This window comes from Actinoplanes sp. NBC_00393, assembly GCF_036053395.1.
Classification (GTDB): domain Bacteria; phylum Actinomycetota; class Actinomycetes; order Mycobacteriales; family Micromonosporaceae; genus Actinoplanes.
Genome location: NZ_CP107942.1, coordinates 2,507,141 through 2,531,626, shown reverse-complemented (window position 1 = coordinate 2,531,626; position 24,486 = coordinate 2,507,141). Strand labels below are relative to the sequence as shown.

The window sequence follows — 24,486 nt, the reverse complement described above, 5'->3', positions numbered from 1 at the left end:
ATGCAGGCCACCACGAAGCTGGAACGACGGGTGGTGACCGCCGCCGAGCAGGCGCTCACGCGCGGGCGGCAGGTCAGCCCGCTCGACGTGCTCACCGGGTTGGGCTGGGTGCCGCCCGGGCTGGTCACGGACTGGCGGCAGGGCCGGGTGCCGCATCTGGAAGCGGTCGCGGCGGTCTCGGCCGACCGGCTGGCCGACGCGCTCGAGGTGTTCCACCGCTGGGTGAAGAGCCGTGACCTGCGAGCCGGCGAGGTCGAGTATCCGGCGGCCACCCGCGACCGGCGGCCGTTGCAGTTCACCGCCGCGGGCGATCCGGCGCTGGAGGCCGCCTACCGCACCCATTGGATGCCGGCTGACCTGCCGGAACAGCAGCGGGACCGGCTGACCGCCCGGCAGAGCAAGGCGCCGGATCTGGTGGTGATGCAGGCGCTCAAGGAGTTCACGTGCGCGGGCTGCGGGCGTACGGATGCCGAGTTGCTCATGATGGAGGATGCCGGACCGACCTGCCTGGCCTGCGTGGATTTTGATCATCTGGTGTTCCTGCCGGCCGGCGACGCGGCGCTGACCCGGCGGGCCAAGAAGGCCAGCCGGCTGTCGGCGGTGGTGGTGCGGTTCAACCGGTCCCGCAAGCGGTACGAGCGGCAGGGGCTGCTGGTCGAGGAGGCGGCCGTCGAGGAGGCCGAGCAGCAGTGCCTGTCGGACGAGGAGGCGCGGGCCCGTCGCCGGGAACGCGACCGGCAGCGGCGGGAGGTCGCCGACGAACAGTTCCAGGAGGAGCTGGCCGCGGCCATCGGCCGGCTGTTCCCGGGCTGTCCGCCGCCGCGCGCGGCAGCGATCAGCGCGCATGCCGCAGTGCGCGGCAGCGGGCGGGTCGGGCGCAGCGCTGCCGGGCGGGCATTGGATCCGGACGCGGTCACCCGCGCGGTGGTGGCTTCGGTGCGGCATGAGGACACGGCGTACGACGAGCTGCTCATGACCGGCGTGCCACGCGACGAGGCCCGCGCCCGGATCCGCCCGGAGATCGACCGCGTCCTGGAGCGCTGGCGCTGACTATCGCCGATTCTGGGCTTCCACCAGGCGGTTCATCAGGGTCAGCAGGGTGACGACATCCTCCTGTGGCCAGTCGGCGGTGAGGGTACGCAGCGTCTCGTCCTGCCATGCGTGAGCCTGACGGAGCAGCTCTTCGCCGGCGGGCGTGTTGACGATCGCCGACGGGACGCCGATACGGCCCGGGGCGTGCCGGGTGACCAGGCCTTCCTTCTCGGCGTGGGTCACCATGCGGCTCGCTCCGGACTGGTCCAGCCCGAGCTCGCGAGCCACCTCGTTGATCGACGTGGGGGCGTTGCGCCGGGTGAGGGCGTGCACTGCTTCGAGCACCATCACGTCGCGCCCGCGCTGCGCGTCCGGCCCTGTGCCGTTGCCGGTCCATCGCCGCGACCAGAAGCGTACGAAGGCGAACAACGTCTGTCCGCTGAGCTGCACGTCACCCTCCCGCTTGGTATGCGCATCGCATACGCTGGCCGCATGCAGAACGCATACGAGAAGTCTGCCATGCTGATCACTGCCTGGCACGAGGCGGTCAACCAGCGCGATCTGGTCGCCGCGCAGAAACTGGTCACCGATCCGGTGGAAGTTGCCGGCCCCCGGGGCATCCAGCGCATCACCGCCGCCGAGTTCGCCGACTGGATCACCACGTCCGGGATCCGGATGCGGCCGCTGTCCACCCACCCCGTCGACGACGCCACCGCGGTCGTCGAACAGGAGGCGACCTGGCCCGGAAGCGACGCGGCGCGGGTGGCGACGCTGTTCCGGACCCGCGACGGTGCGATCAGTTCCATCAGCCGGTTCGCCTCGCTCGACGAAGCCCTCCGCGCAGCAAGGCCCTGACGCACCGGCGCTATGCTGCTGCGCGGAAACTGCTGCTCAATGGGGACGTGACGATGACCGACGGCGCGCTGCGGTTCGAGATCCTCGGCCCGGTCCGCGCATACCGGGGCGCCGAAGAGGTGGATCTCGGGCCGGTCAAACAACGGGCACTGCTCGCCCTCCTGCTGCTGAACGCCGGCCGGCCGGTGCCGCTGCACGAGATCGTCACCACGCTCTGGAACGGCGACCCGCCGGAGAACGGCGTCGACGTGGTGCAGCGATACATCGGCGGCCTGCGCCGCGCTCTGGACCCGGCCCGCACGTCCCTGCTGGCGCTGACCGACCGCGGCTACGTGCTCCGGGTCAGCGACAGCACGGTCGACGCCGACCAGTTCCGGGCTTCGCTGGCCAGGGCGCGCGACCGGGGCGAGGGCACCGAGGAGGTACGGCGTGCGCTGTCCCACTGGCAGCAGGAGCCACTCGCCGGGCTGACCGGCCCGTTCTTCGCTGCGGCCCGGGCCCGGCTCAACTCGGAGCGCGCCAACGCCGCGAGACTGCTGGCCGCCCCCGCCTCTGCCGCCGAGCCGGCCCCGGCGAAGCCCGCCCCTGCCGCCGAGCCGGCCCCGGCGAAGCCCGCCTCCACCCGGCCGCCTCTGGAGCCGACCCGTGTAGAGCCCCGCCGGCCGGCCCTGGATCCAACCCGCGTCGAGCCGGATGCTGCGAGTCCCGCCTATCCCGACGCGGTCGACCCGTGGGCCGGGCACGACCTCTTCCCGCCCGACCCCACAGCAATGCGCTGACCGTCGACACCCGGAGGCGGTGACGACCCGGGCGTTGCTCGGCGCGGACCGGCGCTCTCGGGGTAGATGTTCAGAGCCCGCTGCGGCGTCTCATCGTCGGTGGTTCGCTGGATCCCGATCGTGAGAGGCATCCGCCGGTCCACTTCAGGCCGGAGGCATACCGGACGTAGGGGCGGCCGGCGGCGCGGGCGAACCCGTGGCGGCGATGAGCAGGCAGGCCGCCGGCACGGTGACAGCCACGGTCCTGATGACACGGCGGCTCACGGCGCAGTCCTTCGGTTGTCGGCGTCGGAGGCCAGCAGGAACAGGGCGAGCGCCGCGCCGAGCAGGCCGAAGTCACGGAGGGCCACGTCGTAGTACGCGCCGAGGATCAGCAGGTTGATGATGATCCCGGCGAGCCAGGCCGCGACCACCAGGGCGCCCCAGCGCGGCCGGATCGCGACGAGCAACCCGGCGACGATCTCGATGACGCCGACGGCGTACATCGCCTGTTGTGCCGTGCCCGGAACGAGTTGATCGATCCAGGGTGCGAGGTAGCCGGGCCAGTCGGTGAGCAGATTGACGAACTTGTCCAGCCCGAACAGGATGGGCGCGATCGTGAACAAGCTCCGGAGCAGCAGGAACGCCTGCCTGGACGGTTCGCCGAAGCGGTGTGACGGCAGCGCTGTCGACTTGCCGGATGCGGTGGCCATGGCCACCTCCTTCTAAAGTACGGATACGTGCTCTTTAGAAGCGAGCGTAGGCCCGGCGCTGTTCTAAAGTCCATGGCCGCGTCATTTACAATCGCGGAATGGCACATCGAAGCCGGACCGAACGCATCGCCTCCGTCGCCGCCCTCGACGACGTGACCACCCGATCCGTGTTCGACTTCGTGACCACCACTGCCGGCCCGGTCACCCGTGACGCCGTCGCGGAGGCCCTCGGCGTCAGCCGGCGCATCGCCGCAGGTCACCTGGACAAACTCGCCGAGCAGGGCCTGCTGACGGTCGAGTTCCGCCGCCTGCACGACCGCACCGGCCCCGGCGCGGGCCGCCCCGCGAAGCTGTATCGCCGCAGCACGGACGAGGTCGCGGTCTCCGTACCGGACCGCCGCTACGACCTGGCAGCGAACCTGCTGGCGTCAGCCGTCACCGAGGCGATCGACACCGGCGCCGACGTCGGGGAGATCGTGCACCGGACCGCGTACGACGCCGGCCTGGCCATCACCACCGCCTCCCCGGACCTGCCCGCCGCGCTGATCGACACCGGCTACGAGCCGCGCGAGGCCGGCCCCGACATCGTCCTCACGAACTGCCCCTTCCACCGGCTGGCCCGCCAGTACACCGACCTGGTGTGCGGGCTGAACCTGCACCTGCTGCGCGGCATGGTCGAGGGCGCGCAAGCTGCGTACCGCCCGGTCCTCGACCCCGGCCCGGGCCGCTGCTGCGTACGCCTCCCGGCCGGCTGATCAGGCAGAGAGCACGAGGTCCGCGCGCAGCCACGGCTGCTGGTCGGCGTAGAACGGGGTCTCCTCGCGCATCCACTCGTCCCAGAAGTCGCGGGCCTCCTGGGTGTCCCCGTCGCGGGCCAGGCAGCGCCTCCGGCCCTCAGCCAGGTCGGATTCGATCCAGATGACGAAGTCCACGAGGTGCATCAGCTCGCGGCGGGCGGCGCCGGTGCCCTCGACGACGACCAGCGAGCAGCCGGCGGGGACCTCGATGGCCCCTTCGCGGCCCCGCTCGGCCCAGGCCGGCGGCCGGTAGGACACCGCCTCGCCGCGGTGCAGCGGTTCGAGGACGCCCTCGATCAGCAGGTCGGACCAGCCGAAGAACGAGTGGTGCCACGCCACGTCGTCGGTGTGCACCACGGCCGCGTCCGGGACACTGGCGGCAAGTTCGGCCGCGATGGTCGTCTTGCCGGCGCCGCCGTGACCGTCGATCGCCACGATGCGCGGCCGCCCGGCCGGGTCGCCGACCGACGCGAGCACCGCCTGCAAGATCTCCCGTGCAGACATGACAGCCACGATTCCAGCAGCGGGAACCGAGAGCAACCTGAGGCGATCAGGACGGCGGCGCGGTGGGTCGCGGGGAGTACTTCTCCCGGCATTCCTGCACCGTGGTGCAGGCGACCACGACGTCCCGCACGCCGGGCAGGTTCTTCACCACGCCCTCGTCGCGGACCTTCCGGACGGCCGCGATGTCGGTCATGCGCACTTCGAAACTCTCCGGCAGCGCTTCCGGTCCGATCGGCAGCGTGCTGTCCGGCGGCGCCGAGAACACCTGCTTGAACTTCTCGTAGGCGCCGTCGTGATCGGTGAAGGTGAGGCCGGTGAACCCCGGCAGCGCCCGCAGGAACGCCTCGACGTCCCTGCGCTGCGCTTCGGTGGCCTCGCTGTCGAGGAAGACCGTGAACATCGCGTTCTCGTCGAGGATCTTCTGGATCTGCTCGTCCTCGGAAGGGCCGGAATCCTGGCCGAGGAGACCACAGCCGGCCAGGCCGGCAACGGCGAGAAGCAGAACCACGAAGATCTTCAGCGTACGCACGACGAGCGAGCCTACCGACCGTCCCGCAGGGACAGCAGACGGGCGGCGACGGCCTCGCCCATCCGGATCGCGCCGTCGACGTGCTGGAAGCCCAGGCCGGCGACATCGCTGCTGGCGAACGCGAGTGGTCCGACGTCGGCGCGCAGGTGTTCGCCGTACCGTGTCAGAGATCCGATGTCGAAACTGGTGCCGAAGGCGCCGGCCGTCCATTCGTCGGCCACCCACGGGCTCTCGTAGTAGGCCACCGGGTGCAGCGCCTGGTCGCCGTAGTACGCGGCGAGCGACTCCAGCACCCGGGCGCGCCGGATCTCGGTGTCCAGCGCCAGCACCCCGTCGGCCTTCTCGTCGGAGACGAACCCGACCAGCGTCCCGCGGGTCTCCCCCGGCACGTCCTCGTTGGTGTTGTCGTACGCCTCGTGGACCAGCGCGTACGGGCTGAACGCCGTCCCCGACAGCCCGGCCGCCCGCCAGAACGGCGTCTCGTAGGTGATGTGCAGCTTCAGGACCAGCCCGAACGACTGGTGCTGGCGCATCTGGGCCTGCACCGGCGGCAGCGCCGGCACGTACTGCACCCGGTTCACCAGGGTCGGCGGCACCGCCATCACCACCCGCCGGGCCCGATACTCGCCGGCGCCGGTGTGCACGGTCGCGCCCTCGGCGTCCCAGGTCACCCGCAGCACCGGCTCGCCGAGGCGCACCCGCCCCGGCAGGCGAGCCGCCAGCCGCACCGGCACCTCCTGCAGCCCGCCGACGACCCGGCGGTCCAGGATGAAGTCGGCGTCGACGAGATGGCTGAAGCCGCCCGCGCTGGCCGCCATCAGCACCGCCGACAGCGCGGAGAACGAGTGCGCCGGCTTGGTCAGCATCGCCGGGCCCACGTAGAGGCCGACGTTGTCGCGGGCCTCGGCGTCCTCGGTCTGCTCGGCGAGCCAGGCGGCGAACGACATCCGGTCCAGCCGTTCGGCGTCCGGGTGCTCCCACGGCACCAGCGGATCCATCCGCGCCGCCAGGCTGTCCAGCTCCTTGATGATCCGCTGCATCTCGGCGGCGGTGGCGTCCGGGACCGGGAACGCCTCGCCCTGGAAGGTGCGGCGCACCCCGTCGCGGCCGATGTAGACCGAGTCGCCGTCGCGGTGCCGCGGATACGTCTCCAGCCCCAGCTCGTCGATCATCGCCAGCAGGGCGGACTGGTCCGGCGAGACCCACTGCCCGCCGATCTCGAGCCGCACCCCGTCGACGGTCTCGGTGTACAGCCGGCCGCCGACCCGGTCGCGGGCTTCGAGCACGAGCACGTCGAGGCCGGCTTCGTGCAGGCGCAGAGCCGTGGTCAGCCCGGTGACACCGGCGCCGACCACCACCACGTCGATCATGAGAGTTCTCCAGGGAGGGCGGGTTGTTGCTGGGTGATGCAGTGGATGCCGCCACCGCGGGCGAAGATCGCCCGGGCGTCGACGCCGGTCACCCGGCGGCCCGGGTAGGCGGCGGACAGGATTTCCAGCGCGGCGGCGTCGTGCGGGTCGTCGAAGGTGCAGGCGACCACGCCGCCGTTGCAGACCAGGTGGTTGACGTAGCTGTAGTCGACCGGCCCGTCGTCGTCCGTCAGCTGCGCCGGGGCCGGCAGGTCGACGACCCGCCAGTGCGCCGGCAGCGCGGACCGCAGCGAGGCCGTGATGGCGTGGTCGGGGTGCCGAGGGTCGAACTGGACGTGCAGCAGCACGGTGTCGTCGCCGGTCGGCGCGGCGACGATGTCGACGTGCCCGCGGGTGCCGAACTCGCTGTAGTCGCGGGTCAGACCGCGCGGCAGCCACACCACGTCACGGACCCCGAGCGTGCGGCGCAACTCGTCCGCGACCTGCTCCTGCGACCAGCCGGGATTGCGGCCGGGGTCGAGCTGCACGGTCGACGTGACGAGCACGGTCCCGGCGCCGTCGACGTGGATGCCACCACCCTCGTTCACCAGCGTGGACTCGATCAGCGTGGCGCCGGCCCACTGCGCGACCTGCCGGGCGATCCGGGCGTCGTTCTCCCACCGGGCCCAGCTCTGCTGACCCCACCCGTTGAACTGCCAGTCGACCGCACCGAGACCGTCCGGGCCGACGACGAAAGTCGGGCCGATGTCACGCATCCAGGCGTCGTCGAGCGGCGCCTCGTACAGCTCGATGCCGGAACCGAGCCACTTGCGGGCGTGGGCGACAGCGTCCGGGGCGACGACCATCCGTACCGGCTCGAACTCGGCGACCGCGTGCGCGACCGCCGTCCAGGCCTCGCGTGCCTCGTCGGCGTCGGCCTCGGAGTCACCGAGGGTGTATCCGGACGACGGCCAGGCCATCCAGGTGCAGGCGTGCGGGTCACCCTCGGCGGGCATCCGCCAGCCGGCGGTCATGCCAGGCCCGCGTACGTGTCGGGTCGCCGGGTCCGCAGGAAGGGGAACAATGTCAGCCAGTCGCGGCGCTGGTCGAGGTCGAGGTCGGCGACCAGCACGGCCTCCTCGTCGCGCGGCGCCTGGGCGAGGATCCGGCCGTACGGGTCGACGATGAACGACGAGCCGTAGAAGCTGATCCGCCCCTCGTCGCCGGTGCGGTTGGGCACCGCGATGAACAGCCCGTTGGCGATCGCGTGCCCGACGACGACCTGCTGCCACAGCGGCTGGGTGTCGAAGTCGGGGTGGTCCGGCTCGGAGCCGATCGCGGTCGGGTAGACGAGCAGGTCGGCGCCGCCCAGCGCGTACAGGCGGGCGACCTCCGGGAACCACTCGTCCCAGCAGGTCGGCATGCCCAGCGCGGCGTCCAGGCCGTCCACCTTGTGCACCGGGTAGGCGCCGTCGGCGGGGCCGGGCCGGAAGTACTTGTCCTCGACGTAACCCTCGGTGACCGGGATGTGCGTCTTGCGGGTGCGGGCCACCACGCTGCCGTCCGGGCCGACCAGCACGGCGGTGTTGTAGCCGAGGCCGTCGCCGAGGTCGGTCTTCTCGTACAGCGAGGCGTGCACGTGGATGCCGTGCCGGCGGGCGGCCTCGGCGGCGAACGCCACGGTCGGCCCGGTCTCGACGTCCTCCGCGGCCTCGACCGGCGGGCCTTTCGGCTCCTCGAAGGCCGGATACTGCGACAGGGTCAGCTCGGGGAGGAAGACGGCCTGCGCTCCGGCCCCGGCCGCGGCCGCGATGCCGGCAGCTAGCGCGGCCTTGAGCTCCGCGGCGTCAGCACGCCAGCGATGCTGCACGACACCGATCCGTACGGGCGACCGGCGCGGCTCGTCGACGCGGGCCGGCGAGCCGAGCGGCGCGGACCGGATCAGTTTCATGTCGTCCTCCACTAAACGAACCGTATTCGTTTTAGTATGGTGGGCGTCCCGGCGACGGGGCAAGAGAGGAGTCCGGGTGGGGCGGCCGGCCACACCGAAGCTGTCGGTCGACAAGATCGCCGCAGCGGCACTCGCCCTGGTCGACGCCAAGGGCGAATTCACCATGGGCGAGATCGCGGGCGCGCTGGGCGTACGCCCGTCTTCTCTTTACAACCACCTGGCCGGCAAGACCGACGTGATCGAGGCGATGCGTGCCCGGATCTTCGCCGAGCAGCCGGCCCCGCCGGCGCCCTCGGCGCACTGGACGGACGCCCTGCGCGCCCTGCTGCGGCACTACCGCGACGCTTTCGCCCGGCACCCGCGGCTGATCCCCATGCTCACCGCGCACACCGTCTCCTCCCCCGACGTCATTCACATGTACGACGACATCGCCACCGTGCTCAGCGCCGCCGGCATTCCCACCGCGCGGCTGCTGGACGTGATCACCGTGCTCGACAGCTTCGTGATCGGCTCCGCCCTCGACGTCGCCGCCCCCGACCAGGTCTGGGACGCCGCCCAGGCCCGCACCCCGGTCCTGATCGCCGCCATCTCAGCCGCCGGCCACGGCCGCCCCCGAGCCGACCGCGCCTTCGAACTCGGCCTCGACCTGATCCTCGGCGCCCTGACGACCTACACCGAATGACCCGCCACCGGCCGGTGTGGCTCCTCGACGTCGACGGCGTGATCAACGCCTACCGCGGCGCCTGGCATCGTGCGTATCGGCCCGCCGACCCTCGGCTCAGAGGGTTGAGAGGACGAAGGACAGCACGAAACCCGCGGTGGTGCTGAGGGCGACCACCGGGCCGCCCTTCTCGTAGGCCTCGGGCATCAAGGTGTCGGCCAGCGACGCCAGCACGGCGCCGGCGGCGAAGGCCAGCGGCAGGGAGATGGTTTCCGGGTCGGTCTGCGACAGTGGGCCGGCGCCGACGACGACGGCCAGGGTGAGCAGCACCGCGCAGGTCAGCCAGGTGCCGAGGATGAATTTCTGGGAGCGGCCCTGCGCCCGCATCGAGGCGCTGCCGACCAGGGCCTCCGGGAAGTTCGACACGAAGATGGCGGCCAGCAGCGCCAGGCCGCCGGTTCCCTCACCCAGCGACACCCCGAGGGCGACATTCTCCGGTACGCCGTCCAGCGTGACCGCCGCCAGCAGGGCGAGCCCGGCCGCGCCGGAGGTGGAGGCGGTGCTGGGCGCCTTCTGTTCGGCGGCGGCGTCCACGTCGAGCTTCTCGCTGCCGTGCGATTCCGGGCGCCGCCCCTCGGCTGCCCGGTCGAGCCAGGCGCTGAGCGCGGTGAACACGACGGCGCCGACGATCAGGCCGATCGCGGCACGCCAAATGCCGCCGTGCTCGTACGCGTCCTCGAACAGCTCGAACGACAGTGCCGTGATCAGCGCCCCGGCGGCGAACGACAGCATCATCGCCAGGGCCCACTTCGGCAACTGGATCCGGGCGCCGGCGACCGCGCCGATGACGAGGGCGCTCGATGCGATGACACCGAAGATGAGGGCGTCCATGGACGTCTTCTACCCCGTGCACGCCACGCCAAGTCACGCATGGCCGGTCGGTACACTGGGCGAACAAGTTGGCGTTCGGTTCACCATCCCCGTGACGTCCTGATGGCGCGCGGCGCCGGGATCGAGGTCGTGGTGAACGTTTCCTGCCAGCAGTTGGGCAGTGTCGCTCGGCTGACCGCCGCCGGAGAGATCGACATGGCGACCGTCGGCGCCCTGACGAAACCCCTGCAGGAAGCGATCCTGGACCCGAGCATCTCAGCCATCGAGATCGACTTCGGTGATGTGACGTTCTGTGACTCGTCGGGTGTCGCCGCCCTCGACGAGAGTTACGCGGACGCCCGGGAACACGGCATCACCCTGCGGGTGATCAACCTGCGGCCGATCGTCTCCCGGGTCCTGGAGATCACCGGCCTGCTCGAGCCGCTCACCCAGCGATAGACCGGGTCAGACGCGGAACCGGCCGACCAGCTCACGCAGCTCGTGCGACATACCGGCCAGCTGTTCAGCGGTCTGGCGTGACTGGACGACCCCGCGCGCGGTGTCCTGGCTGGCCGTCGCGACCCCGGTGATCCCGGCGGCGATGTCGCCGGAGCCAGTGGCCGCCTCGACGATGTTGCGGCCCATCTCCGCGGTGGTCGCGGTCTGCTCCTCGACGGCCGCCGCGATCGTGGTGGAGTGCTCGTTGACCTCGCCGATGATCGAGGCGATCCGGTCGATCGCGGCGATGGCCGCCTCGGTGTCCTCCTGGATCGCGTGCACCCGGTTGCCGATGTCGTCGGTCGCCCGGGCGGTTGCCTGCGCCAGGTCCTTGACCTCGCCGGCCACCACCGCGAACCCTTTGCCCAGCTCACCGGCGCGGGCCGCCTCGATGGTCGCGTTCAGGGCGAGCAGGTTGGTCTGCTCGGCGATCGAAGTGATCAGGTTGACCACGCCGTTGATCTCGCCGCTGGAACGGCCCAGCCGGCCGATCGTCTCGGTCGCGGCCCGCACGCTGTCCACCCCGGCGGCAGCCACTCCGGCGGCCCGGCCGGCGCCGTCGGCGATCTCGCGGATCGCCGCGTTCATCTCTTCCGTGCCGGCCGCCACAGTCTGCACACTGCGCGAGACCTCCTCGGCCGAGGACGCGATCATGTCCGACTGCCCGGACGCGGCGTCGGCAGCGTTCGCGATCTGCGCGGACGTCGCGGTCAGCTCGGAGGCGGCGTCGGAGAGCGTACGGCTGCTCTCGTTGATCGTGGAGAACGAGCTGCGCAACACGTCCAGGGTGCGATTCACCGCCCGGCCCATCGAGGCCAGCTCGTCACGGCCGCGATCCGGTACGCGTACCGTCAGATCTTTGTCGGCGACCGTCCGGAGCGCACTCACGGTGGCTGCGAGCGGCCCGGTGATGCTTCGGGTCACCACCGCGGCGACCAGCGCGGTCAGCACCAGGCACAGCAGCCCGGCCCAGGTCATGAAGGTCTCGGCGGTGCCGGCCGCGTCGTCGGCGGACTGCTGCGCGGCGGCGGCGCGCGCGTCGGTCATCTGCACGAGCCCGTCGACCGACGCGATGATCTCGGCCATCAGCTCCAGCGCCGCGCCGGCGACCAGCGCGTTCGCCGCTCGCTCGCCGGCGCGGGTGCCGGCCCGGTAGCCGTCGATGATGCTCGCGTCGACCTCCATGAACCGCTCGAAGGACTGCTCGGCCGTGTCCACCGCAGCGGATTCGGCGGCCTCGAGGTCGAGTGCTCTGAGCTTGGTGAGGTCGTCGCGGAAGGCTGCGGTCGAGGCCAGGAACGACGCCCGCTGCCCGACGGTGTCGTCGGTGGCGTTGTCGACGCCGCGGATGGTGTCGAACGCGTACCCGGTCTGCCAGCCGTTGAAGTCGGCGGTGCGGAACTTCGCCATCAGGGCCGCCTGGCTGGCGGAGCTCGCCGCGGCCAGATCGCGGGTGGCGTTGCGGGCGCGGTCCTGGCCCCACAGCCCGACGCCGATGGCGGCCATCATGCACAGGCAGATGGCGGTGAAGGCGGCACCCAGGCGCATGCCTATCTTCAAATCGCGGAGGAATCGCATGGTCACCCGCCCACGGTGTGAACGCTACTCACGTTGACGATACGGACGATTCCGGCCCCTGGTAGCAGTTCAAGTTCGTACCCGGTTTTCGCTCACCGCCCGGGACGGCCTGCCGAAGACCGGGTCGTGACCGTCAGCCGACCTGAGCGTGCCGACGCCGGCCGGGCCGGCGTGCACCTGCTGCGCTCGGCCGGTTTCGCGCTGCTCTACCTGATCGCCTCCTACATCGGCCGGCTCACGGTCATGGACGAGACCAACCTGAGCCTGGTGTGGCCCGCCGCCGGGGTGGCAGCCATTTGATTCGTCGCTCAGCGCCGGTCGCCCGTACGGATGCTCGATGTTGCCCTGCTCGTGACCGTGACCGGCGCGGTCAACCTCGTCACGGGCGCCTCCGCGGCCCTGGCCGCCTGCTTCGCCGCGGCGAATCTGGTGCAGGCCGGCGTGTTCGCATGGCTGTTCGGGCGCTGGCTACCGCAACTGTGGGGTGGCGGCGGCACCGAGCCGATCTCCCGGCTGCCGCACCTGTGGCGGCTGCTGTCGATCGCCGCGATCAGCACGGTGACCGGCGCGCTGATCGGCCCGACCGCGGTCTGGTTGGTCACCGGCGACTACTCGGTGCCGGCGACCGCGGTCTGGCTGACCCGCAACACCGCCAGCATGCTGCTCATCGGGGCTGCCGGGCTGCGCATCGGATACCTTCTGCACCGATTCTGGACCGGCAATCCGGGACGGCGGCGCGACGCCGTCCGCGAGGCCTGGAACGGCACCACCGGGTTGCGCCGCGCCGAATACGTCGCCGTCCTCGCCGTGTCCACGGCCGCCTACGTCGTGGCGTTCGGCATCAACCACGGTCTGCCGCTCGCGTTTCCGCTGCTCGTGGTCACCGTGTGGGCGGCCCTGCGGCTGCACACCTCGTTCGTGATCCTGCACGACCTGGTGTTCGGCAGTCTCGCGGTCGTCTTCACGCTGGCCGGCGACGGCCCGTTCGCCATGATCGGATCCCACACGACCCGCGCGCTCGTCGTGCAGCTGTTCGTCGGTGTGGTCGCTGTCGTCGGCCTGGCCGTCGCGCTCGGTCGCGACGAACGCGCCCGGCTCATGGACGACCTGCACTCCGCCAAGCAGGAGGCCGCCGACCAGGCCGAAGTGCTGCGCACCGTCGTCGACTCGATGGCCGAGGGCCTGATCGTCCTCGACGCCGACGGGCGCTTCCTGCTGCGCAACCCGGCCGCCCGGGACCTGCTCGGCGTCACCAGCGGCAGCGACCAGGTCGAGGACAGCGCCTACTACGGCCTCTACCGCGCCGACGGCGTCCTCGTGCCCGACGGCGAACACCCGTTCCAGCGGGCACTGGCCACCGGCGAACCGCACGGCATGGACGTCGTGGTGCGCAACCCGGCGGTCCCGCAGGGCCGGACCCTCGCGGTCCGGGCAACCCCACTGCCCACCAGGATCAATGGCATTCGGTACGCCGTGAGCGTCTTCTCCGACGTCACGGCAGAACGGCGGCAGCGCGACGAGCTCGCCGCCTTCGCCGGTGTCGTCGCGCACGACCTGAACAACCCGCTGACCACGGTCGAAGGGTGGTCGGAGGAGCTCGCTGACGTACCGGGCGCAGTTTCCGGCATCGCCCGGATCCGCCGCGCCGCCGCCCGGATGCGCAACCTGATCAACGACCTGCTGAACTACACCACCGCCCGCGACGGCCGGCTGGAACTCACCGACGTCGACCTGGCCGCGGTCGTCGCCGACATCGCCGCCGCCCGCCTCGACCAGGCCGAGACCACCGGCGCACCGCCGCCGCGGATCGTGCTCGGCAGCCTGCCGCTGGTCCGCGCCGACGTGGGCCTGATGCGCCAGCTGCTGGAGAACGTGATCGGCAACGCGGTCAAGTACACCGCGCCGGGCGTCACACCGCAGGTCATGGTGTACGCCACCGCCGGCCGGGACGACGACGTGCAGATCTGCGTCGCGGACAACGGCATCGGCATCCCGGCCGGTCAGCACGAGGCCGTCTTCGAGAACTTCCACCGGGCGCACCGCACCAGCGACTACGCCGGCACCGGGCTGGGCCTGGCCATCTGCAGGCGCATCGTCCAGCGGCACGGTGGCACGATCACCGCCATCGACAACCCGGACCGGCCCGGCACGATCATCGCGTTCACTGTTCCGTTGGCGTCCCAGCCGGTCCGGGCGTTCACCCCGGTCTGAGCGCGGCCGCCATACTGGCGGTCATGGATGGCCGCCTCTGGACCCGATCGGCCGGCAGCGGGCCACCGCTGGTGCTGTGCCACGGCGGCCCCGGGCTGTGGGACTACTTCGGCGACGTCGCATCGATGCTGCAGGACGTGCGGACCATCCGCTGGGACCAGCGCGGTTGCGGCCGTTCGGAGCGGCGCGGCCCGTACTCGATCGGTGGCTCGATCGCCGACCTCGATGCCGTGCGTGCCCAACTCGCCGGGCCGCGCACGGCCCTGCTCGGCCATTCGTGGGGCGCCCACCTGGCGCTGCGCTACGCCCTCGAGCACCCCGGCCACGTCAGCGCCCTGATCTACGTCTCTGGAACGGGCATCGACCCGAACCGCGCCTGGCATCCGTACTACGAGCGCAACCTGCGGCAGCGGCTTGGTGGGCATCTGCAGCGGTGGGAGACCCTCAATGGCCGCGACCGCACGCCGGCGGAGGAACGCGAATGGGCGGTCCTGCAGTGGTCGGCGGACTACGCCGACATGGACGCCGCGCAGGCCCTCGCTGCCCGGATGGCCACGCCGTGGCTGGGGATCAATTACGAGGTCAATCGGATCCTCAACGCCGAAGCTGAGGCCGACCTCACCGCGCGGTGCCGGACCCTCGACCTGCCCGTGCTGATCATCGACGGCGCCGAGGACATCCGGCCGCGCTGGGCGGTCGACTCGCTGCACGAGGCCCTGCCCGATGCCACCCGGATCAGCCTGCCCGGCGCCGGCCATCTGCCGTGGGTCGAGCGCCCCGACGAGTTCCGGCAGGCGGTGCTCACTTTCCTCGGGCCGCGCTAGCGTCCGCTGCCGCCAATGCGGCACGCATCGCTGCGCGCTTCTCGGGTTCCCACGGGCCGGAGGCTGCCAGGGGGATCTCGGTCATGAAGCGGCGTTCGGGCTCGGCGATCCGGGTGACGAACAGGTCCGGGTTCTCGGCGGCGGTCGCGTACAGGTGGGGTCCGTCGGCGTAGAACAGGTCGGTGACGACGAGCCGCCCGTCCGCGGCGCGCATCACGTTGGCCGGGTTGTCGTCGAGCGGGCCGCACCAGGGCAGCTCCTGCCGGGCCCGGGCGTGGATGCGGTGCACGATGCCGGCGAGCTCGGCGACGTGCGGGGACCGCTCGGCGATCGCCCGGTGGAAGGCGGCCGCTTCGTCGTCCGGGACGTGCCGGAGCCATTCCAGCACCTGCAGGTCGCCGCCGCCGGTGAGCCGGCGGTGGGCGTACAGAACCGGCACCTGCCCGGTGTGGGCGGCATCCCGATAGAGCGCCGCAGCGTAGCGGCCGGTCGGGTCGAACGGGCTGATCCGCGCAGCCTTCGTGCCGTCCGGGGAGCGCAACGCGATCGCCCAGTCCCCCGCGCCGCACGGCGTCCAGCCCGCCGCGAGCAGTGCCTGCTCGGCGTCCCGGTGGTCAGCCTGCTCGGCCAGGATCATCACAGCTGGACCAGTCCCGCCCCGGTGGCACGGAACCCGCAGGCGTTCAGGTAGAAGTGCTCGAGATGCGGCTCGAAGTCGACGTGCAGCCACGCGCATCCGGCGGCGCGGGCCTCGTCGACGGCCGCCTTGACCAGCCTGGCGCCGATGCCGTGCCGCTGCTGGTCCTCCTCGACAGCGGTGTCGAGAAGGAAGGCGTGGCTGCCGCCGTCCCAGCAGACCTGAACGAACCCGACCAGGCGCTCGCCGTCGAAGGCGCCGATCCAGGTGAGCGCGTGCCGGTCCAGCCGCTGCGCCCACGGCCGGACCTCGACGGCATCTCCGCCGAACGCGCGAGCGTGCAGGGCGCTGAGCTGCACGTCATCGACCGGGAAGCGGGGTACGAGCGCGATCGTCATTCGATCAGCTCCCGGCTGAGGTCGAGATGACCGGCTGACCGGCGTGCCGGGTCTGCATGGCGTGCAGACTGCCGTGCGAATAATGACTCCGGCAACCGATTTGCCGCATGGCACGCTCTGTCCCGTGACCGCCTCCGAACAGCACGTCCCGTTCCGCTGGGACCTGATCACCCCTGATCAGCTGGGCTCGTTGCTGCACGGGACCACCGAGCCGGACCTGTGGTTCCTTCCGCACCTGGTGGCGTGCACCGGCAAGGTGCTCGCCCGCAGCGGCAACGGCGACCTGGTCTTCGTCGGCCGGTCCCTGGACTCGATGGTCGACCTGCTCGGCGGCGCGCTGGCGGACTGCCGCGACGGCCCGCAACTGCACCGGCTGCCGCTGTCGTTCGCCCGGTCACCGATCGCGGAAGGACGACGGTGGCGACGGCGTCCGTTGACAATGCGCGAGCTGGCGCAGGCGCGGCGGATCCTGGCCGGGGTGGGCGTGACCCCTTACCGACTGGCCCGCCGCGAGCGCCCGGTGACCTTCGTGGACGTGGTCCATGCGGGCTCGACCTTCACGGACCTGTTCCACCTGCTGTCGGACTGGATCGACGAGGAGCGGGAGACCTGGCCGGTGATCCGCCGCAAGATCCGGTTCGTCGGGGTGACGATCCGCAGGAAGACCAGCCCGAACACCGCCCGATGGCAGCAGGAGGCGGACTGGACGCGACGGCTGCCCGCTCGTGCGGTGGTGAACGTGTCGATGCCCTACGGGGTCTGGTCCTATCTCGGCGACCATCAGGTCAAGCTGACGCGCACGTTCCGCCCGGAGCACTGGTCGGCCGAGGCGCCGGGGCCGGAGCGGGACGAGCGGACCCGCCAGGCTTTGGCCGAGGCGGCGGCGCTGGTGGCGTACGGTCGCAGTGGTTGGGGGCGGCGCGCTGTGGCGCGTGCGGTCGGCCGCGAACCGGCGCTGGCCGAAGCCTGGCTGCGGAGCCTCGTCACCGAACTGAGTGCTCCCGAAGGGCCGCGGAAGCGCGCAGCCGCAGGGTGAGCCAGAGCGTGCTGACCAGCGACAACCCGGCCATGATGGTGATCGCGGCGGGCACCGGCACGTACTGCGCGATCGCGCCGGCCAGCGAGGCGCCGACCGCCTGCATGGTGAACATGCCGGCCGAGTGTAGGCCCAGCGCCTGACCGCGCAACTCCGGCGGCGTCACCTCGACGATCCGCTGTTGCAGGATCAGCCCGCCGGCGAACCCGGCGGATGCCGCAGCCACCGCGATCGCCGCCACCGGCAGGGGCGGGGCCAGGGCGAACAGCAGATACGGTACGCCCAGGAGCACCTGCATCGGCGTCAGCAGCCGTTCCCGCCAGGCCGGGCGCACCCACCGCCCGACCAGCGCGTCGCCGCTGAACATGCCCGCCGCACCGGCGATGAACAGCACGCTCGCGGTCGCCGGGTCGTACGGAACGAACAGCGCCTCGTTGCCGACGACCAGCCCGTTCGGCACCCAGGCCGCCAGGTAGAGATAGCGCCGGCCCGGCGTGCGCAGCAGCCGGGCGTTGACCCGCCACGTCTCACCGGCCGAGGCCCGCCCGGCGGCCCGGGACGGCCGCGCGGTCAGCCCGAATCGGGTGATCAACGCCGCTACCAGGGTGAGCGCGGCTGAGGTCAGCAGCGCCTCGCGGGCGCCGACCAGCGCGACCAGGGCGCCGCCGGCCGCGAAGCCGGTGACCTGCATCGCGCCGACCGACATGTTGAACACCGAGCGCCCGGTCAGATAGTCGCGTTCCGGCAGGATCTCGCCGAGCAGACCCCACCGGACGCCGCCGTGCACCGAGCCCATCAGCCCCATCGCGCCGATCACCGCGAACATCGCCGTGGTCGGCATGCCGGGCACGGCCAGCAGCACGGTGCCGAGGGTGCCGATCAGGTTGATGGTGATCAGCGCGGTCCGGGGTGGCACCCGGTCGGCCACCGACAGCAGTGTCATCGCGCCGAGGACCTGCGCGAAGTGCGAACCGAACAGGCTCAGCGCGGCGAGCAGCGGCGATGCGGTCGCGTCGTAGACCAGCACCGCGAGGGCGAGACCGCGCAGTGTTCCGGCGGCCACGTTGACGGAGTTCGCGAGGAACAGCGGGGTGAATTCTCTGGTGGCGAAACAGTCCCGGTAGGTTGGCACGTGCGGCAGTCTGCGGGCGGTTCGCCCGGCGGCCACAGCTTTTCGTCTGCACACGAAAGGGGCGCGGGTTGGGGGTCTGGCTGGTCGGCGCCGACGTGCTCGCGTCGAGCCGGTTCGCGATCTCGCCGCTCACCGAGACCGTTGCCGCGATGAAGGCGTTCGCGGGCAAGGGCACCCACCCGTCGCAGCGCGAATGGCTGGAGGCGCACGTCCCCGCGTACCAGCAGATGCTTCGCGACGATGCTTTCGCCGCGGCACTCGTCGGCGCCTCGCTGCGGCCGCGCTGGGTGGCCGACTTCCTGGTCACGCCGCCGGATGACGCGGACGGTACGTTCGACGGCGACCTGGCCCGGCTGCGGGCCACCACTCCGGACGAAGCCCGCGCGCAGCTGACAGCGGAAGGCGTGCCCATCCCCGACGAGCTGCGCGGAGCTGACCTGATCGACCGGGCCGCCGCGATGCTGACCTGGGTGTGGGAGCGGGCGCTGCTCCCGGACTGGCCGCGCCGCCGGCGGCTGCTGGAGGCCGACATCGTGGCCCGCTCGCAGCAGCTCGCCACCGGTGGGTGGGAGAACGCGCTGCTCGGCATGCGCCCCGACATGCGCTGGGTCGGGAAGGGCCGGCTGCAGGTCAACGCCTACGACTACCCGCCCGAGGATCTGGCCGGCGCGCGCCTGTCGTTCGTACCCACGCTGTCCCGCGACGGGTGGATCTGCCTGGACCCGCCGCACCGCTACGTCGTGGTCTACCCGTGCACGGGTCTTCTCGCCGATCCGGCCAGTGTGGTCGCCGCGCCGGCGCTGGAGCGGCTGCTCGGGCCGGTACGCGCGCTCGTGCTCTCCCAACTGGAGACGCCGAAGACGCCGAGCCAGCTGTGCGCGGTCACCGGGTACGGGCTGGGCACGGTCGGCGGCCACCTGCGCGTGCTGCTCGACGCGGGCCTGGTGCAGCGGCGCCGGGCCGGGCGGGCGGTCCTCTACTACCGGACCGCGCGCGGCGACGACCTGACCGGTAGCTGATCCAGCGCCGGTGCGAGCGGCGTGAGCGCGGCCCGGACCAGGTCCGGCAGCGATCCCGACAGCACGACGAAACCGGGCATCGACTCGGCGGGGCGCAGCCACTGCTGGAGTGCCACCTTGGCGGCCGCGGCGACGGCAGCGGCCAGCACTTGGGCGGTCAACGGTTCGACGTCCGGGCACCGCTCGGCGATGGCCTCGGCCAGAGGACCGTCAACTGTCGTCACCGTGTCGACGTAGCAGGCCCGCAGCGTGGCGTTCGTGGCGATCATCAGCAGCGCGGCGCGCTGGTGGTCGCCGGGGTCGGTGTACGAGTTCACGACGGCATCGATGACGGCGTCGCTGAGGTTGATCTCGACCGGGTGCGTCGTCACGGCTGCGGTGAGCTGGGCGGCTCGGTCCGCGACGATTCCGGCGACGATCGCGTGCTCGCGGCTCGAGAAATAGTTGTTGTAGGTGCGCGGTGAGACCCCGGCCGCCTGCGCGATGTCCTCGACGCGGACGTTCTCCAGCCCGTGTTCCAAGGCGAGGCGCAACGCTGCCGCCGCCAGGGCTTCGCGGGTGGCGCGCTTTTTTCTCTCCCGGAGGCTGGCCATGATGGCATCCTTTCACGCAAACTTGCGTGCACGCAATTTTTGGGGAGGGACTACATGCGAGCGAACGGCATCGCCTACAGCACCGGCTTCCACTCGGCGCAGGAGTTCGACCCGGCGATCGTCCGGCGGGAGCTGGCCATCATCCGCGACGACCTGCACTGCAACGCCGTCCACATCGTCGGCGTCGACGCCGGCCGTCTGGAGGTCGCGGCCGGGATCGCCGCCGAGCTCGGCCTGGAGGTTTGGTTCTCGCCGTACCCGCTGGAGCTGACGCCGGAGGAGATCCTCGCGCTGTTCCTCGACTGCGCCGACCGGGCCGAACGGCTGCGCGCGGCGGGGGCCGAGGTCGTGTTCGTCGCCGGCGTCGAGCTGAGCATCATGAACCGCGGGTTCATCGACGGCGACCGGCTCGACGAGCGCGTCGGCAACCTGTTCGCCGGCCGGATCGCCGAGGTCCGCGTCCGGCTCGACGCGTTCCTGCGCAACGCGGCGGCCGCGATCCGTGAACGGTTCCACGGCAGGCTCACGTACGCTGCGATCCCGTTCGAGGGCGTCGACTGGGAGCTGTTCGACTTCGTGACCCTCGAACTGATCCGGTCCGCCGAGGTCGCGGGTCAGTTCCGGGAAGCCGTACGCGATCTGGCCGCCCAGCCCAAACCGGTCGCCATCACCGGTTTCGGCACCGCGGCCTGGCGTGGCGCGAGCGACGTCGCGCCGCGCAGCATGGAGATCATGGAGTACGACCCGGTCACTCGCGCGCCGCTACGGCTCAACGGCGTCTACGAGCGCGACGAGGAGGGCCAGGCGACGTACTTCCGCGAGCTGCTCGAGATCTTCGACAGCGAGGGCGTCGACAGCGCGTTCTGCTACCTGTTCGCGCTGCCCGACTTCCCGCACCGGCCCGACGGCGATCCCCGCGACGACCTCGATCTGGCCAGCCCCGGGATCGTCAAGGTGCTCGACCGCCCTACCGGAAACGGCCTGCCGTGGGAGCCGAAGGCGGCCTTCGCCGCGATCGCCGAGCATTACAGCAGCTCGACGAAGCCGTCCGTGCCGTGAACGCGGATCCGCTGCCCGTCGCGGATCAGCCCGGTGGCCCGGTCGACGCCGACGACGGCGGGTAGGCCGTACTCCCGGGCGATCACCGCACCGTGGGTCATCAGACCGCCCACCTCGGTCACCAGGCCGGCGACCGCGACGAACAACGGCGACCAGCTGGGGTCGGTGAACGACGTCACCAGGATGTCGCCGGCCTCCAGATCGGCCTGGGCCATGTCCAGGATGACGCGGGCCCGGCCCTCGACGGTTCCGGCCGAGACCGCCAGGCCGACCAGGGCGCCGGCCGGCACGTCGTCACGCCGGTACGCCCCCGACAGCGCCTCGCCCTCCGAGGTGAGAACCCGCGGCGTGGGCAGCGCCTGGAACGTCCGGAACTCCTCCTCGCGGCGGCGGATGAGCTCCCGGTCCACCTGCTGCGTACGCACCACCTCGTGCAGTTCCGGAAAGCTGAGGTAGAAGATGTCCTCCCGGTGCGCAAGCACACCGGCCCGGACCAGACGGTCGGCCTCCCTCATCAGCGCCTGCTTGAAGACGAAGTGGCGGCTGATGATGTCGTACTTCGGGTACTCCCGGTAGCCGACGAAGGTCCGCACCCGGTCGATCATCCGCTTGGTCTCCGCCGCCTTCTGCTCCCCGTCCGGCAGCTCCCGCAGGCGCGACAGCACCTCCTGTTCCTTGCGCGCCGCCGCCTCCCGGCCCTGCTCGAAGCGCCGCGCGGCAGCGCCCGGCTCGAAGGTCCGGACGTTGTCGAGGATCACCGGCACGAGGGTGGCCGGCTGCTCACTCCACCGCGGCCGGGTGATGTCGATCTCGCCGACGCAGCGCACCCCGTACCGATCCAGATAGGCCTCGATGGCCTGCCGGGCCTCGGCAGGCAACCGTTCCAGGAAGTCGTCGCCCTGAAGGATCTCGGCCGCTTCCGGATACCGCCGGATCACGTCCGCGACGTCGAGCAGCGCCAGCCCCATCTCCGAGGTGATGTTCCCCGGCGCCGACAACGTCAGCGTGTCGGCCGCGTTCTTCTCCCCCAGCCACTCCTGCAGATGGTCGTTGAGCCACCAGGTGGCCTCCATGCCCGCCATGATCGCCTGCATGCTCCGCGGATCCTTGAGAACCCGCTTGAGCTCCTGGAACGCCTCGAGCAGGAAGTCGAACAGCGCGGGCCCGGAGTACGCCCCGATGTCGGCCCGCAGGGCGGCGATGGACTTCTCGCTGCGCTCGATCAGCCCGGCGACGATGGCCGGATCGGTCTCGATCGGCTCGGCCGGGCCACCCTGCGGCGGCCGGGCAGGACCCGTATCGGGCAGCGTCGGCACGAAGTCGCCGCGGTCCAGGATGGTCTGCAGCGCGTCCCTGGTCAGCGGATCGGTCCGGCCCGCCATGTCGAGGAAACCGGCCCGGCGTACGGGTGAGGCGAGCATCGCGGTGCTGTCGACGAACAGCCGCCCGCCGGCCTCGAGCATCGGCGCCAGGGCGGTCAGCCGCCAGCAGGACAGGCCCAGCGGCTTCATCGGGTCGGTCATCATCTGCTGGTGCCCGACCGAGAGGTAGACGTGATTCTCCTGGTCGCCGACCTCCGGTACGGGGAACAGCGTGGTGATCGGCCGGCTCTGCACGATCTGGAACTCGCCGTCGGCCAGGCACCACTCGATGTCCTGCGGGCGGCCGAAGTGCGCCTCGATCCGCCGGCCCAGCCGCACGAGCTGCACGACCTGCGCATCGGTCAGCGCCGGCTCCTGCCTGCGCTGCGGGTCGACCGCGACCTGCCCTATGCCGCCGTCCGGCAACGGCTCGACGGCACGCTCCTTGACGGCGATCGTCCGGGCCACGATCTCGCCGTCACGCACGGCGAACACGTCCGGGTTCACCAGGCCGGAGACCAGGGCCTCGCCGAGACCGAAGCCCGCGTCCACGGTGGCAACCCGACGGTTGCCGGTGACCGGGTCGGCCGTGAAGAGGATGCCGGAGACCTGCGGAAACACCATTTCCTGTACGACCACCGCCATCCGGACCTGCCGATGGTCGAACCCGTTGCGCAGCCGGTAGGTCACGGCCCGCTCGGTGAACAGCGACGCCCAGCAGAGAACGATGTGCCGCAGGATCTCGGCGGTGCCGGTCACGTTCAGATAGGTGTCCTGCTGCCCGGCGAACGAGGCGGTCGGCAGGTCCTCGGCGGTCGCGCTGGACCGCACGGCGTACGCGGCGCCCGGTTTGAGCGCGCGGGTGACAGCCGCGGCGAGATCATCGGGGATGGTGATGCCCTCGATGATCCGGCGAACCTCCGCGCTCTCCGCGCGGATCGCCTCCCAGTCGTCCGGGTCGACGCCCACTAGCCCACCGAGCCTCAGCGCGTCCGCGACGACCTGCTGGAACGCGTCCGTGGTCACACAGAACCCGGCCGGCACCCGAACCCCGTCGATCCGGGACAACTCGCCCAGGTGGGCGCCCTTGCCACCGACGGCCGCGACGTGCGCCCGGTCGATCTCGTCTAGACCCAGCAGCACGCTCATCCGACCACCCTATGCGGCGTCTCGGTCAGGTGCGGAAGGTGCGGCGGTAGGCGTCCGGTGGTACGCCGACCGTGCGCTGAAAGTGGCGGCGCAGCGTCGTGGCCGTACCCATCCCCGCCGCCTCCGCGATGCTGTCCACGCTGTCATCGGTCGACTCCAGCAGCTCCTGCGCGCGGCGGATCCGCTGGGTGAGCAGCCACTGCAGCGGCGTGGTGCCGGTGATCGAGCGGAAGTGCCGGGCCAGATGACGGGAACTCATGTTCGCCTGCCGGGCCAGATCCTCGACGGTCAGCGGCTCGTCGAGGCGCCGCATCACCCACGGCAGAAGCTCCGACAGCGGATGTCCGTCCTGGGCCGGCACCGGCGTACTGACGAACTGCGCCTGGCCCCCGGCCCGATGCGGCGGCACGACCAGGCGGCGGGCGACCACGTTGGCGATCGCCGGTCCGTGGTCCCGGCGGACCAGATGCAGGCACAGATCCATCGCCGCAGCCTTGCCGGCCGAGGTCAGCACGCTGCCGTTGTCGACGTAGAGCACATCCGGATCGACCTTGACCTGCGGATACCGCGCGGCGAGCTGCTCGGTGTGCGCCCAGTGGGTGGTCGCGCCGAGCCCGTCGAGCAGACCCGCGGCGGCGAGCACGAACACGCCGGTGCACAGCGACACCACCCGCGCGCCACGCTCGTGCGCCTCGCGGACGGCAGCCACCAGGTCGGCCGGCGGGTCGGCGTCGACGTCCGCCAGGGCGGGGACGATCACGGTGCCGGCCTGGGCGAGCCGGTCCAGGCCGCAGTCCGGCTCCACCAGGAACCGCCCGATCCGTACGGGTTTCGCGCCGCAAACCGTGACGTCATACCAAGGGCCGTCGACGGCGTCGGGCTTCGAGCCGAAGACCTCGTAGGCGAGCGCCAACTCGAAATGCAGCATCCCGTCGGTGGCGGCGACCGCAACGGATCTCATGTCGGAAATTG

At 71.5% G+C, this 24,486-nt stretch carries 27 protein-coding genes; 12 read left to right on the top strand and 15 right to left on the bottom strand.

All coding sequences use genetic code 11. The features are described from left to right. Window positions 1-1,050 carry a DUF2293 domain-containing protein gene (locus tag OHA21_RS11690; RefSeq protein ID WP_328473128.1) on the top strand — a complete coding sequence of 350 codons (1,050 nt, stop codon included), beginning with the start codon at window positions 1-3 and terminating at the stop codon, window positions 1,048-1,050. On the opposite strand, the gene OHA21_RS11685 is transcribed toward OHA21_RS11690, so the two are convergent. Beyond that, complete coding sequence (locus tag OHA21_RS11685) at window positions 1,051-1,482, bottom strand: MarR family winged helix-turn-helix transcriptional regulator (protein ID WP_328473126.1); 432 nt, start codon at window positions 1,480-1,482, stop codon at window positions 1,051-1,053. Window positions 1,483-1,524: 42 nt separating this feature from the next. On the opposite strand from OHA21_RS11685, the gene OHA21_RS11680 reads away from it, so the two are divergent. Both OHA21_RS11680 and OHA21_RS11675 read left to right on the top strand, forming a co-directional pair. Beyond that, window positions 1,525-1,887, top strand: coding sequence for a hypothetical protein (locus OHA21_RS11680; RefSeq protein ID WP_328473124.1), 363 nt, complete (start codon window positions 1,525-1,527; stop codon window positions 1,885-1,887). Window positions 1,888-1,940: 53 nt separating this feature from the next. Continuing rightward, complete coding sequence (locus OHA21_RS11675; RefSeq protein WP_328478377.1) at window positions 1,941-2,666, top strand: AfsR/SARP family transcriptional regulator; 726 nt, start codon at window positions 1,941-1,943, stop codon at window positions 2,664-2,666. Between the two features lie 260 nt (window positions 2,667-2,926). Here OHA21_RS11675 and OHA21_RS11670 read toward each other — a convergent pair whose 3' ends face one another. Next, window positions 2,927-3,358 (bottom strand): DoxX family membrane protein, encoded by a 432-nt coding sequence (locus OHA21_RS11670; RefSeq protein ID WP_328473122.1) that lies wholly within the window; start codon window positions 3,356-3,358, stop codon window positions 2,927-2,929. Between the two features lie 98 nt (window positions 3,359-3,456). On the opposite strand from OHA21_RS11670, the gene OHA21_RS11665 reads away from it, so the two are divergent. Further along, window positions 3,457-4,113, top strand: coding sequence for a helix-turn-helix transcriptional regulator (locus OHA21_RS11665; protein ID WP_328473120.1), 657 nt, complete (start codon window positions 3,457-3,459; stop codon window positions 4,111-4,113). Here OHA21_RS11665 and OHA21_RS11660 read toward each other — a convergent pair whose 3' ends face one another. From OHA21_RS11660 to OHA21_RS11640, 5 genes are read right to left on the bottom strand one after another with little or no spacing between them, the layout of a single operon-like run. Further along, on the bottom strand, window positions 4,114-4,659 hold the full coding sequence (locus OHA21_RS11660; protein ID WP_328473118.1) for a uridine kinase family protein: 546 nt from the start codon (window positions 4,657-4,659) through the stop codon (window positions 4,114-4,116). 46 nt (window positions 4,660-4,705) lie between these two features. Continuing rightward, a complete protein-coding gene (locus OHA21_RS11655; RefSeq protein ID WP_328473116.1) occupies window positions 4,706-5,188 on the bottom strand; it encodes a permease-like cell division protein FtsX in 483 nt (160 codons plus the stop codon). A gap of 11 nt (window positions 5,189-5,199) precedes the next feature. Continuing rightward, the gene (locus OHA21_RS11650; RefSeq protein ID WP_328473114.1) at window positions 5,200-6,558 is read right to left on the bottom strand and encodes a flavin monoamine oxidase family protein; all 1,359 of its coding nucleotides are present in this window, start codon (window positions 6,556-6,558) and stop codon (window positions 5,200-5,202) included. Beyond that, on the bottom strand, window positions 6,555-7,571 hold the full coding sequence (locus OHA21_RS11645) for an agmatine deiminase family protein (RefSeq protein WP_328473112.1): 1,017 nt from the start codon (window positions 7,569-7,571) through the stop codon (window positions 6,555-6,557). Before OHA21_RS11645 ends, OHA21_RS11650 begins: the two co-directional genes overlap by 4 nt. Further along, window positions 7,568-8,488 carry a nitrilase-related carbon-nitrogen hydrolase gene (locus OHA21_RS11640; protein ID WP_328473110.1) on the bottom strand — a complete coding sequence of 307 codons (921 nt, stop codon included), beginning with the start codon at window positions 8,486-8,488 and terminating at the stop codon, window positions 7,568-7,570. The genes OHA21_RS11645 and OHA21_RS11640 overlap by 4 nt, the downstream gene beginning before the upstream one ends. A gap of 76 nt (window positions 8,489-8,564) precedes the next feature. Between OHA21_RS11640 and OHA21_RS11635 the strand changes: the two genes are divergently transcribed. Then, complete coding sequence (locus OHA21_RS11635; protein WP_328473108.1) at window positions 8,565-9,170, top strand: TetR/AcrR family transcriptional regulator; 606 nt, start codon at window positions 8,565-8,567, stop codon at window positions 9,168-9,170. Between the two features lie 96 nt (window positions 9,171-9,266). Here OHA21_RS11635 and OHA21_RS11630 read toward each other — a convergent pair whose 3' ends face one another. After that, the gene (locus OHA21_RS11630; protein WP_328473106.1) at window positions 9,267-10,040 is read right to left on the bottom strand and encodes a ZIP family metal transporter; all 774 of its coding nucleotides are present in this window, start codon (window positions 10,038-10,040) and stop codon (window positions 9,267-9,269) included. Between the two features lie 132 nt (window positions 10,041-10,172). Here OHA21_RS11630 and OHA21_RS11625 point away from each other — a divergent pair, with 132 nt between their 5' ends. Then, the gene (locus OHA21_RS11625; protein WP_328473104.1) at window positions 10,173-10,478 is read left to right on the top strand and encodes an STAS domain-containing protein; all 306 of its coding nucleotides are present in this window, start codon (window positions 10,173-10,175) and stop codon (window positions 10,476-10,478) included. A gap of 6 nt (window positions 10,479-10,484) precedes the next feature. Here the strand turns inward: OHA21_RS11625 and OHA21_RS11620 are convergent, their stop codons facing one another. Beyond that, on the bottom strand, window positions 10,485-12,095 hold the full coding sequence (locus tag OHA21_RS11620) for a methyl-accepting chemotaxis protein (protein WP_328478375.1): 1,611 nt from the start codon (window positions 12,093-12,095) through the stop codon (window positions 10,485-10,487). A 126-nt stretch (window positions 12,096-12,221) separates the two neighbouring features. On the opposite strand from OHA21_RS11620, the gene OHA21_RS11615 reads away from it, so the two are divergent. Genes OHA21_RS11615 through OHA21_RS11605 form a run of 3 tightly spaced genes read left to right on the top strand, consistent with a single transcriptional unit; the run spans window position 12,222 to window position 15,130 of the window. Next, window positions 12,222-12,395, top strand: coding sequence for a hypothetical protein (locus OHA21_RS11615; RefSeq protein WP_328473102.1), 174 nt, complete (start codon window positions 12,222-12,224; stop codon window positions 12,393-12,395). A gap of 30 nt (window positions 12,396-12,425) precedes the next feature. Beyond that, the gene (locus OHA21_RS11610) at window positions 12,426-14,306 is read left to right on the top strand and encodes an ATP-binding protein (RefSeq protein ID WP_328473100.1); all 1,881 of its coding nucleotides are present in this window, start codon (window positions 12,426-12,428) and stop codon (window positions 14,304-14,306) included. Between the two features lie 23 nt (window positions 14,307-14,329). Beyond that, window positions 14,330-15,130, top strand: a complete 801-nt coding sequence (locus OHA21_RS11605) for an alpha/beta fold hydrolase (RefSeq protein WP_328473098.1) — start codon at window positions 14,330-14,332, stop codon at window positions 15,128-15,130. Here OHA21_RS11605 and OHA21_RS11600 read toward each other — a convergent pair. Next, window positions 15,108-15,770, bottom strand: coding sequence for a hypothetical protein (locus OHA21_RS11600; RefSeq protein ID WP_328473096.1), 663 nt, complete (start codon window positions 15,768-15,770; stop codon window positions 15,108-15,110). The genes OHA21_RS11605 and OHA21_RS11600 overlap by 23 nt on opposite strands. Beyond that, window positions 15,767-16,165 carry a GNAT family N-acetyltransferase gene (locus OHA21_RS11595; RefSeq protein ID WP_328473094.1) on the bottom strand — a complete coding sequence of 133 codons (399 nt, stop codon included), beginning with the start codon at window positions 16,163-16,165 and terminating at the stop codon, window positions 15,767-15,769. Before OHA21_RS11595 ends, OHA21_RS11600 begins: the two co-directional genes overlap by 4 nt. A 124-nt stretch (window positions 16,166-16,289) precedes the next feature. Between OHA21_RS11595 and OHA21_RS11590 the strand changes: the two genes are divergently transcribed. Beyond that, window positions 16,290-17,201, top strand: coding sequence for a hypothetical protein (locus tag OHA21_RS11590; protein WP_328473092.1), 912 nt, complete (start codon window positions 16,290-16,292; stop codon window positions 17,199-17,201). On the opposite strand, the gene OHA21_RS11585 is transcribed toward OHA21_RS11590, so the two are convergent. Further along, window positions 17,149-18,333: an MFS transporter gene (locus OHA21_RS11585; RefSeq protein ID WP_328473090.1), complete on the bottom strand. Its 1,185-nt coding sequence runs from the start codon at window positions 18,331-18,333 to the stop codon at window positions 17,149-17,151. The two genes, OHA21_RS11590 and OHA21_RS11585, sit on opposite strands and share 53 nt — an antisense overlap. Window positions 18,334-18,401: 68 nt before the next feature. Here OHA21_RS11585 and OHA21_RS11580 point away from each other — a divergent pair, with 68 nt between their 5' ends. Next, window positions 18,402-19,352, top strand: coding sequence for an ArsR/SmtB family transcription factor (locus OHA21_RS11580; RefSeq protein WP_328473088.1), 951 nt, complete (start codon window positions 18,402-18,404; stop codon window positions 19,350-19,352). On the opposite strand, the gene OHA21_RS11575 is transcribed toward OHA21_RS11580, so the two are convergent. Then, window positions 19,313-19,945 carry a TetR/AcrR family transcriptional regulator gene (locus OHA21_RS11575; RefSeq protein ID WP_328473087.1) on the bottom strand — a complete coding sequence of 211 codons (633 nt, stop codon included), beginning with the start codon at window positions 19,943-19,945 and terminating at the stop codon, window positions 19,313-19,315. The genes OHA21_RS11580 and OHA21_RS11575 overlap by 40 nt on opposite strands. Window positions 19,946-19,999: 54 nt before the next feature. On the opposite strand from OHA21_RS11575, the gene OHA21_RS11570 reads away from it, so the two are divergent. Then, entirely contained in the window at window positions 20,000-21,004 is a 1,005-nt protein-coding gene (locus OHA21_RS11570; RefSeq protein WP_328473085.1) for a hypothetical protein, read from the top strand. On the opposite strand, the gene rph is transcribed toward OHA21_RS11570, so the two are convergent. Both rph and OHA21_RS11560 read right to left on the bottom strand, forming a co-directional pair. Then, window positions 20,971-23,514 (bottom strand): rifamycin-inactivating phosphotransferase, encoded by a 2,544-nt coding sequence (rph, locus tag OHA21_RS11565; RefSeq protein WP_328473083.1) that lies wholly within the window; start codon window positions 23,512-23,514, stop codon window positions 20,971-20,973. The two genes, OHA21_RS11570 and rph, sit on opposite strands and share 34 nt — an antisense overlap. Window positions 23,515-23,539: 25 nt before the next feature. Continuing rightward, window positions 23,540-24,475, bottom strand: coding sequence for a helix-turn-helix domain-containing protein (locus OHA21_RS11560; protein WP_328473081.1), 936 nt, complete (start codon window positions 24,473-24,475; stop codon window positions 23,540-23,542). Window positions 24,476-24,486: the final 11 nt, after the last annotated feature.

Bases quoted from the DNA above. Each gene is read 5' to 3' on its own strand.
- OHA21_RS11560 (WP_328473081.1), bottom strand. From the start codon at position 24,475: ATGAGATCCGTTGCGGTCGCCGCCACCGACGGGATGCTGCATTTCGAG.
- OHA21_RS11680 (WP_328473124.1), top strand. From the start codon at position 1,525: ATGCAGAACGCATACGAGAAGTCTGCCATGCTGATCACTGCCTGGCAC.
- OHA21_RS11605 (WP_328473098.1), top strand. From the start codon at position 14,330: ATGGATGGCCGCCTCTGGACCCGATCGGCCGGCAGCGGGCCACCGCTG.
- OHA21_RS11665 (WP_328473120.1), top strand. From the start codon at position 3,457: ATGGCACATCGAAGCCGGACCGAACGCATCGCCTCCGTCGCCGCCCTC.
- OHA21_RS11675 (WP_328478377.1), top strand. From the start codon at position 1,941: ATGACCGACGGCGCGCTGCGGTTCGAGATCCTCGGCCCGGTCCGCGCA.
- OHA21_RS11630 (WP_328473106.1), bottom strand. From the start codon at position 10,040: ATGGACGCCCTCATCTTCGGTGTCATCGCATCGAGCGCCCTCGTCATC.
- OHA21_RS11660 (WP_328473118.1), bottom strand. From the start codon at position 4,659: ATGTCTGCACGGGAGATCTTGCAGGCGGTGCTCGCGTCGGTCGGCGAC.
- OHA21_RS11610 (WP_328473100.1), top strand. From the start codon at position 12,426: ATGCTCGATGTTGCCCTGCTCGTGACCGTGACCGGCGCGGTCAACCTC.
- OHA21_RS11620 (WP_328478375.1), bottom strand. From the start codon at position 12,095: ATGCGATTCCTCCGCGATTTGAAGATAGGCATGCGCCTGGGTGCCGCC.
- OHA21_RS11595 (WP_328473094.1), bottom strand. From the start codon at position 16,165: ATGACGATCGCGCTCGTACCCCGCTTCCCGGTCGATGACGTGCAGCTC.
- OHA21_RS11650 (WP_328473114.1), bottom strand. From the start codon at position 6,558: ATGATCGACGTGGTGGTGGTCGGCGCCGGTGTCACCGGGCTGACCACG.
- OHA21_RS11575 (WP_328473087.1), bottom strand. From the start codon at position 19,945: ATGGCCAGCCTCCGGGAGAGAAAAAAGCGCGCCACCCGCGAAGCCCTG.
- OHA21_RS11670 (WP_328473122.1), bottom strand. From the start codon at position 3,358: ATGGCCACCGCATCCGGCAAGTCGACAGCGCTGCCGTCACACCGCTTC.
- OHA21_RS11690 (WP_328473128.1), top strand. From the start codon at position 1: ATGCAGGCCACCACGAAGCTGGAACGACGGGTGGTGACCGCCGCCGAG.
- rph (WP_328473083.1), bottom strand. From the start codon at position 23,514: ATGAGCGTGCTGCTGGGTCTAGACGAGATCGACCGGGCGCACGTCGCG.
- OHA21_RS11570 (WP_328473085.1), top strand. From the start codon at position 20,000: ATGCGAGCGAACGGCATCGCCTACAGCACCGGCTTCCACTCGGCGCAG.
- OHA21_RS11640 (WP_328473110.1), bottom strand. From the start codon at position 8,488: ATGAAACTGATCCGGTCCGCGCCGCTCGGCTCGCCGGCCCGCGTCGAC.
- OHA21_RS11645 (WP_328473112.1), bottom strand. From the start codon at position 7,571: ATGACCGCCGGCTGGCGGATGCCCGCCGAGGGTGACCCGCACGCCTGC.